This window comes from Tepidimonas thermarum (genome assembly GCF_007556705.1).
GTDB lineage: Bacteria > Pseudomonadota > Gammaproteobacteria > Burkholderiales > Burkholderiaceae_C > Tepidimonas > Tepidimonas thermarum.
The window spans coordinates 1-6,642 of record NZ_VJOL01000078.1; the positions used below are offsets into that span (position 1 = coordinate 1).

4 protein-coding genes and 1 pseudogene are annotated in these 6,642 nt (G+C 62.5%); all 5 read right to left on the reverse strand.

Annotated elements, in window-relative coordinates; genetic code table 11:
- Nucleotides 1–575: 575 nt before the first annotated feature.
- Nucleotides 576–2,714: pseudogene (locus tag Tther_RS12510) on the reverse strand (type I restriction endonuclease subunit R); the annotation flags it as partial.
- An 11-nt stretch (nt 2,715–2,725) separates the two neighbouring features.
- Nucleotides 2,726–3,355 carry a DUF4276 family protein gene (locus Tther_RS12515; protein ID WP_143904377.1) on the reverse strand — a complete coding sequence of 210 codons (630 nt, stop codon included), beginning with the start codon at nt 3,353–3,355 and terminating at the stop codon, nt 2,726–2,728.
- Nucleotides 3,355–4,560 carry an AAA family ATPase gene (locus Tther_RS12520; protein ID WP_143904379.1) on the reverse strand — a complete coding sequence of 402 codons (1,206 nt, stop codon included), beginning with the start codon at nt 4,558–4,560 and terminating at the stop codon, nt 3,355–3,357. Before Tther_RS12520 ends, Tther_RS12515 begins: the two co-directional genes overlap by 1 nt.
- Before the next feature lie 27 nt (nt 4,561–4,587).
- Nucleotides 4,588–5,580 carry a virulence RhuM family protein/type II toxin-antitoxin system death-on-curing family toxin gene (locus Tther_RS12525; RefSeq protein ID WP_143904381.1) on the reverse strand — a complete coding sequence of 331 codons (993 nt, stop codon included), beginning with the start codon at nt 5,578–5,580 and terminating at the stop codon, nt 4,588–4,590.
- Nucleotides 5,577–6,473, reverse strand: coding sequence for a restriction endonuclease subunit S (locus Tther_RS12530; protein ID WP_143904383.1), 897 nt, complete (start codon nt 6,471–6,473; stop codon nt 5,577–5,579). Before Tther_RS12530 ends, Tther_RS12525 begins: the two co-directional genes overlap by 4 nt.
- Nucleotides 6,474–6,642: the final 169 nt, after the last annotated feature.

A 6,642-nucleotide genomic window follows, 5' to 3' on the forward strand; every position in this document is an offset into this window, starting at 1 on the left:
GCGCCATCCAGTCCGTTCTCGAGCAAGATCGCATAAGCGGCTTCCAAGGGGTTGGTTTCGACTCGTATTGCCATGAGGGTTACACTCCTTTCTCGAAGTCATGGCGTCAGACCCACCCTCGCGCTGTCTGCTGGGCGGGGAGCGTAGGCGCGTAGCGCCGGAGATCCCCGCCCAGCAGACAACCGGCAAAATGGAATTTACAGAAAGAACGATACACAACTAGTGCGTCTGCTGCATGAAAAAACGCCCCCGAGGCGGGCCACCGGGCGGGTTTTGCACCGCCGCGAGGGCACTTTGGGCGCCTCAGAGGCTGCCTTGGGGTGATTTGCGCTGACCTCACAGCGAGCGTGAGCGAGTGTGCGGTGTACGAGCTTTTTTGTTCAGTGGTTCCTTTGATCACGAGGTCATCGGCCGCTGTGAAGTTGCCGTCCTTGTTCGCGTCGATGAACACGTAGCTGTTGCCTCCAAAGGCCGTGTAAGCTACGCCACGATCACCTGCCGGATCGTTGAACAGGTCGGCGATGCTGGTGAGGTTGGTTGTTCCATCCACGAAAGCGCTGACATTCACGATGAACCGCGAGTGCGTTTTTCAAGTTCTGCGCAATGCCGATGTAGTCCACGATCAACCCTGCGGGCTTGTCGCGGAATACGCGGTTGACGCGGGCAATCGCCTGCATCAGCCCGTGGCCGCGCATCGGCTTGTCCACGTACATGGTGTGCATGCACGGGGCATCGAAGCCAGTCAGCCACATGTCGCGCACGATGACGAGCTTCAAGGGGTCGTTCGGGTCGCGGGCGCGGCGGGCCAGCAGGTCGCGCCGCGCCTTGTTGCCGATGTGTTTTTGCCACTCAGGCGGATCAGAGGCCGCCCCGGTCATTACGATCTTGACGGCCCCGGCGTTGTCATCATCGCTGTCCCAGTCGGGGCGCAGCCGCACGATCGCGTCGTAGAGCTTCACGCAGATGCGCCGGCTCATGCAGACGATCATCCCCTTGCCATCCAGCGCCGCAACGCGCGCCTCGAAGTGCTGCACGATGTCTTGGGCCACCTGCGCCAGTCGCTTGTCGCTGCCGACCAGCGCCTCCACCGTCGCCCATTTTTGCTTGATGCGTTCGCGGGTAGGTTCTTCCTCGTCCTCCAACACCTCCTCGATCTCAGCATCGATCTTCGGTTTTTCGTCCTCGTCGAGTTCGATGCGCGCCAGGCGCGATTCGTAGTAGATCGGCACCGTCGCGCCGTCCTCCACCGCGCGGCTGATGTCGTAAATGTCGATGTAGTGGCCGAACACCGCCGGGGTGTTGACGTCGTCCGCCTCGATCGGCGTGCCGGTAAAGCCGATGAACGAGGCGTTCGGCAAGGCATCGCGCAGGTACTTGGCAAAGCCGTAAGCAATCTCGCCCGTCTTGGCATCCACCCTGGCCTTGAAGCCGTACTGGCTGCGGTGCGCCTCGTCGGCGATCACCACCACGTTGCGCCGGGTGGTCAGTGGCCCGTCGATCTCGCCGAACTTCTGCAAGGTCGTGAAAATCACCCCGCCCGCCGCGCGGTCGAGCAGCCGTTGCACATCCTCGCGGCTTTGCGCCTGCACCGGCGTCTGCCGGATCAGGTCGCGGCACATGGAGAAGGTGGCAAAGAGCTGGTCGTCCAGATCGTTGCGGTCGGTGATCACCACCAGCGTCGGGTTTTCGAGCAAAGGGTGCTTGACCAAGCGCCCCGCGTAAAAGGCCATCAGCAGGCTCTTGCCCGACCCCTGCGTGTGCCAGATCACCCCGACGCGGCGATCCCCGGGCTTTTGCTCGCGTGCCGACGGCAGCCCATAGCGCGCCGGGTCTTCCCGTGCCACGTTCTTGGGCGGCAGCGCACGCAACGTCTGCTCCACCGCCTTTTTGACCGCGTGGAACTGGTGGTAGCCGGCGATGATCTTGACGAGCCCCGCGCCCGTCTGCCCGAAGACGGTGAAATCGCGCATGAGCTCCAACAGCCGCTGCCGTTCGAACACCCCCTCGATCAGCGTTGGGAGTTCCGGCGCACCCTTCGGGGCAATGTCCGTTCCGTCGGTGGTGCGCCAGGGCATAAAGCGCTCGAAGTCGGCCGAGAGCGACCCCACCCGCGCCGCGATGCCGTCGGAAGCCACGAGCAGCGCATTGGTGTGAAAGAGCGGGGCAATCTCCCGCTTGTAGGTCTGCAACTGGTTGAACGCGCCCACCAGGGTGGCCTGCTCCGCGCCGGGTGCTTTCAGCTCGATCACCGCGAGCGGCAGGCCATTGACGAATACGACCACATCGGCGCGGCGCTTGTGCGGGCCATTGATCACCACAAACTGGCGCACTGCCAGCCAATCATTAGCCTCCGGGCGCTCGAAATTGATCAACCACACCTTGCCCGCGGCGAGTGTGCCGTCTTCGGCGTGGTACTCGACATCCACCCCCTCGGTCAGCAGCCGATGCACGCGGCGGTTTTCTTCGAGCAGGTTCGGCAGCTCGGCATGGGTCACCTTGCGGATCGCCTCCTGGCGGGCCTCCTCCGGCATGCCGGGATTGAGGCACGCTACGGCTTCTTCCAGCCGCCGCTTAAGCAGCACATCCTGGTAGCTCTCGCGCTCGGGGTGCGTGCCATCGGGGCCGATCTCCTCCTCACAGGCAATGTGGTAGCCGAGCGTGTGGAACTGATCGAGCAGGGCTTGCTCGACGTCGGCCTCCGACAGAAACGCCATGACAGTTCTCCTCACACGCCGCGGGGTGCCGCGCCCAGCAGCGCCTCGACGCCCTGCACGAAGGCCTGGAAGCTGCGCGAACGGTTGCTTGGAATATCGAGCTTCGGCGCAATGCGCCGTGCAGCCTCGATTTTGGGATAGCTGCTCTTGTAAATGCCGTGCTTCTTGAGAAAGCGGTGCAATGCCTCCCAGGTGCCGCCATTGTCAGGGTTGCGGAAAATGCCTTTGTCGGCATCGATCGCCGGGAGACTGGAGAATGCCTGGCGCAGTGCCGCAGCGTCGCCGATGAACCAGGATTCCAACTCCTCGACCGCGATGCGGTTGACGACGTGGAACTGCCCGTGAGCGTCTGGGCTGGTCTTGGTCGCAAGTCCCGCTCTCCGTGCCATGTCTTCGAGCTGACGCTTGAGCGCCGCGCAATCGTCGGCATCCCGATCCACCAGCACGACCACGCGCAACGACTCGCCCTGCACGATACGGTCACGGTAGGCGGCAAGCCGACGAGGCAGCACCTTGAGCAGCTTGTGTTTGCTTCCAAGGTTGACCAGCTTCCAGTGCGCTCGCCCGCGCACCAGCTTCGGCAACACATGTTTGAGCGCCTCTTCCGCCGAAGGCTCTTCGACCAGGAACTCGATTTGCATCACACGTCATCCCCGATGGCGAGCGGATCACCGACTTCGAAATGCCCCTCCATCCACAGCTCGCCCAGGGTCGCGCCATGCCGGATGAAATCCTCGATGCCAGGCATCTCGCTGACCCGGCGCAACCGGGTGTAGCCATCGGCGGCGCGATACAACACGCGCACCTCTTCCGGTCGTAGAGGGTTGATGAAGAACGGCGAATGGGTGGTGACGATCAACTGGGTGCGCTCTGCGGCCTGCTGACACTCTTCGGCCAGTTCCGGCAGCAGGCGCGGATGGAGATAGTTCTCCGGCTCCTCGATGCCCACGAGCTGCGGCGGGTCTGGATCGTAAAGCACGGTCAGATAGGCCAGCAGCTTGAGCGTGCCGTCGGAGGCAAAGCGCGATAGTACCGGCTTGGAAAAGGGCGCGTCTTTGATGAGAAGGAGCAAGCGGCTGTCATCCATCACCTGGGCCTCGACCTTTTCGACGCGAGGAATGCGCCGCCGCAGCGTCTCGAAGATCTTCTCCAGGCGCTCGGGGTGCTGCTCCCGCAAGTACTGGATGACATTGGGCAGATTGTCGCCCGTGGGCGAGAGCCTTTCCTCCGCCCCCGCCTCGGGATTGCCACGGGCAGCATCGGCCGAGAGATAGGAGAGGTGCCAACTGGTGATGAAGTTGCGCAGCGCGATCACGCGCGGATTCTCGGCCAGGGTGCCCAAGGTGCTCACCGCCAGGACATCGGGGCCGGAAAGGGGCGTTTCGACCCGCTTGTCGCTGGCTTCGGGCGCTTCCCCAGTAATGACTTTGCCTTTGCCGTATTGGTAATCGAGAAAGTGGAAAGGCGCTGCTGGATGGCCGCGTTTCCAGCGGAGAAACTCACGCGCAACGACGGGCCCTCTGGCCTGCTCCTCGATCTCCAGGTGGTAGGTGATAAGCGAGGTTCCGGGGCGCTCCCGATACTGCAACTCGATGACGATCGGACCATCCTGATCGCGGCTGCGCAGCTCGCGGAACCGCCCCCGCTTATCCCACGCCTTGCGCAAGCCGTTCGAGAAACATTCGGCCAGAAAAGCGAAGACGTCGAATACCGTGGATTTGCCGCTGCCATTCGGCCCCAGCAGGACGGTGAGCGGCGTGATGCGCTCGAGCGTGACATTCTGCAGCGCCCGGTAATTGCGCACCCGCAGGCTTTCGATGCGCGGCGGGGTGTTGTCAGTCAACATAAGACAAGCTCCGGAATTTTATGGCCATTATCGCGTCGCAGGCGGCGCCAGCATGTTTTCGATCAGCCGGATCATCACATCCTTGTGCTTGGCGTCCGACTCCGCCACCAGCAGGGCGAGCGCGGCGAGCCCCACGTCGTTGATCACCGGCTCGCCTGCGCGGAAAAGCCGCCCGTTGCGGGCGAGGAAATCGACGAACAGCATCGCCCCGCAGCGCTTGTTGCCGTCGGAGAACGGATGGTTCTTGATGACGAAATAGAGCAGGTGCGCCGCCTTGGTCTCGATGGTGGGGTAGGCAGGCTCGCCGAACACCGTCTGTTCCAGGTTGCCGAGAATAGCGGCGAAAGCATCTTCGCGCTCGCGCCCGAAGAGGTCGGAGGCCTCGCCACGCGCCTGCAGATCGGCTTTGAGGCGCGCAATCGCGTCGCGGGCCTCGACCAGTGTTGGCAAGACGCCGCCGGGGCTGCCCGCCGGGGCGGTGAGCAGCCCCTCGTCGTAGCGTTGCAGCCACAGAAAGGTCTGGGTGTAGCGGGCGATCACATCCACCAGCCCGCGGCCTTGCTCCGCGGTAAGCGCCTCGCCCGCGGCGGCCTTTTTCACTAGCGCGAGCGCCGCTTCCAACTCGGCGGCGTTTTTCTCGAAACGCTGGCGGTCGAGCGAATAGCCCTGGGTGAGATGCTCGCGCAGCACGCGTGTGGCCCATTGGCGGAAGCGCGTGGCGCGGGTGGAATTGACCCGGTAGCCGACGGAGATGATGGCATCGAGGTTGTAGTGCTTCAGTCGCCGCTCGACCTGTCGCGTGCCTTCGGTTCGAACTGCTAAGAAATCCTTAGTCGTTGCCGGCTCCTCGAGTTCGCCATCGCGGAAGATGTTCTTCAGGTGCATGAGCACGTTTTCCGGCGTAGTGGCGAATAGCTCGGCCATCTGGCGCTGCGTCAGCCAGATGGTTTCACCTTCCAGACGAACCTGTATCGATTGGTCGGGAGATTCGAAAATGATGATCTGGTTCTGAGGCTTCATAGTCCACGCTCCTTGAGGAAGGCTTCGGCGTCCCGGATGCGCAGTTCGCCCGAGATCAGCTTGGGCAGCAGCTTATCGCGTAGGCCAGCGAGAATGCGGGATTCTAAAACCATCTCTTCCCGACGCTGCTCGATGTTCGAAGCCAACGAATCAAACGCGGTAACCAGCGGGCGAGGTGGGAGAACAATCTGTGGCTTCTGTACGCCATCGATTGGTAGCATGTTGACCGTAGTGCCGTTGGCGTAGCCGCTTACCACATCATGCATCTGCGGCGAATTCAGCAGATGACAGAGGAATGCTGCTGTAAGCGATCCGCCCGGCTTAGGTCTCAGCCGATAGAGGTGATGGCTCGCAATTCCGTGTGCACCAAAGAGCCGAGGAACGATGGCAGCGTAGCCAATGAGGAGACGGTCATGTCCCTGCTCGGTGTTTGCCACGATCACATCGCCAGGTTGAACGACGTGTCGGTCGGCGTACTCGCCAGCGTAGTACTTTATGCCCTCGTACTTGTACCCTCCACCCTCGTATATCGAGTTGAGGTTGTGAAGTGGCAAGCCATAGTCGCGAAGGCCGTCCCCCTTATAGCTGACACCCTTCACCGCGTCGACATGATCGCCGAGTGCTTCTAGCCTCCACCCCTCCGGAATCTCGCCCAACTCCGAATCGACGAGGCGGTCGGGGAAGAGGTCGTAGAGGTGGGCGGGCAGCCCCGGCAGCGATTCGCCGCGGCGCCAGCGGCCTTCCAGCTTGGCGCGCACGGGCTCGAAGTCCACGAACCACGCGCGGAACAGGGCGCGCGCCATGGCCTCCAGCGTTTCGTTCTGGCGACGCAGGTTCTCGATCTTGTCGTCCAGCGTGCCGAGGATGTGGGCGATGGCGCGTTGTTCGTCCATTGGGGGGACTAGTAGGGGGCACGCACCTAATATGGATGTGTTTAACAGGCCGTTGAAAAAATACCCTTCGAACGCACCAGTGACGCTGCTTTCGAAGAAACGAGCCGCCCAGACGTGGCTGCGCAGCGATTGCGACGTGCATTTCGGCCGGTTTGCAGGCCGTTTTGCC

Coding starts and splice junctions, on each gene's coding strand:
- Tther_RS12515 (WP_143904377.1), bottom strand. CDS start 3,355: ATGCAAATCGAGTTCCTGGTCGAAGAGCCTTCGGCGGAAGAGGCGCTC.
- Tther_RS12520 (WP_143904379.1), bottom strand. CDS start 4,560: ATGTTGACTGACAACACCCCGCCGCGCATCGAAAGCCTGCGGGTGCGC.
- Tther_RS12525 (WP_143904381.1), bottom strand. CDS start 5,580: ATGAAGCCTCAGAACCAGATCATCATTTTCGAATCTCCCGACCAATCG.
- Tther_RS12530 (WP_143904383.1), bottom strand. CDS start 6,473: ATGGACGAACAACGCGCCATCGCCCACATCCTCGGCACGCTGGACGAC.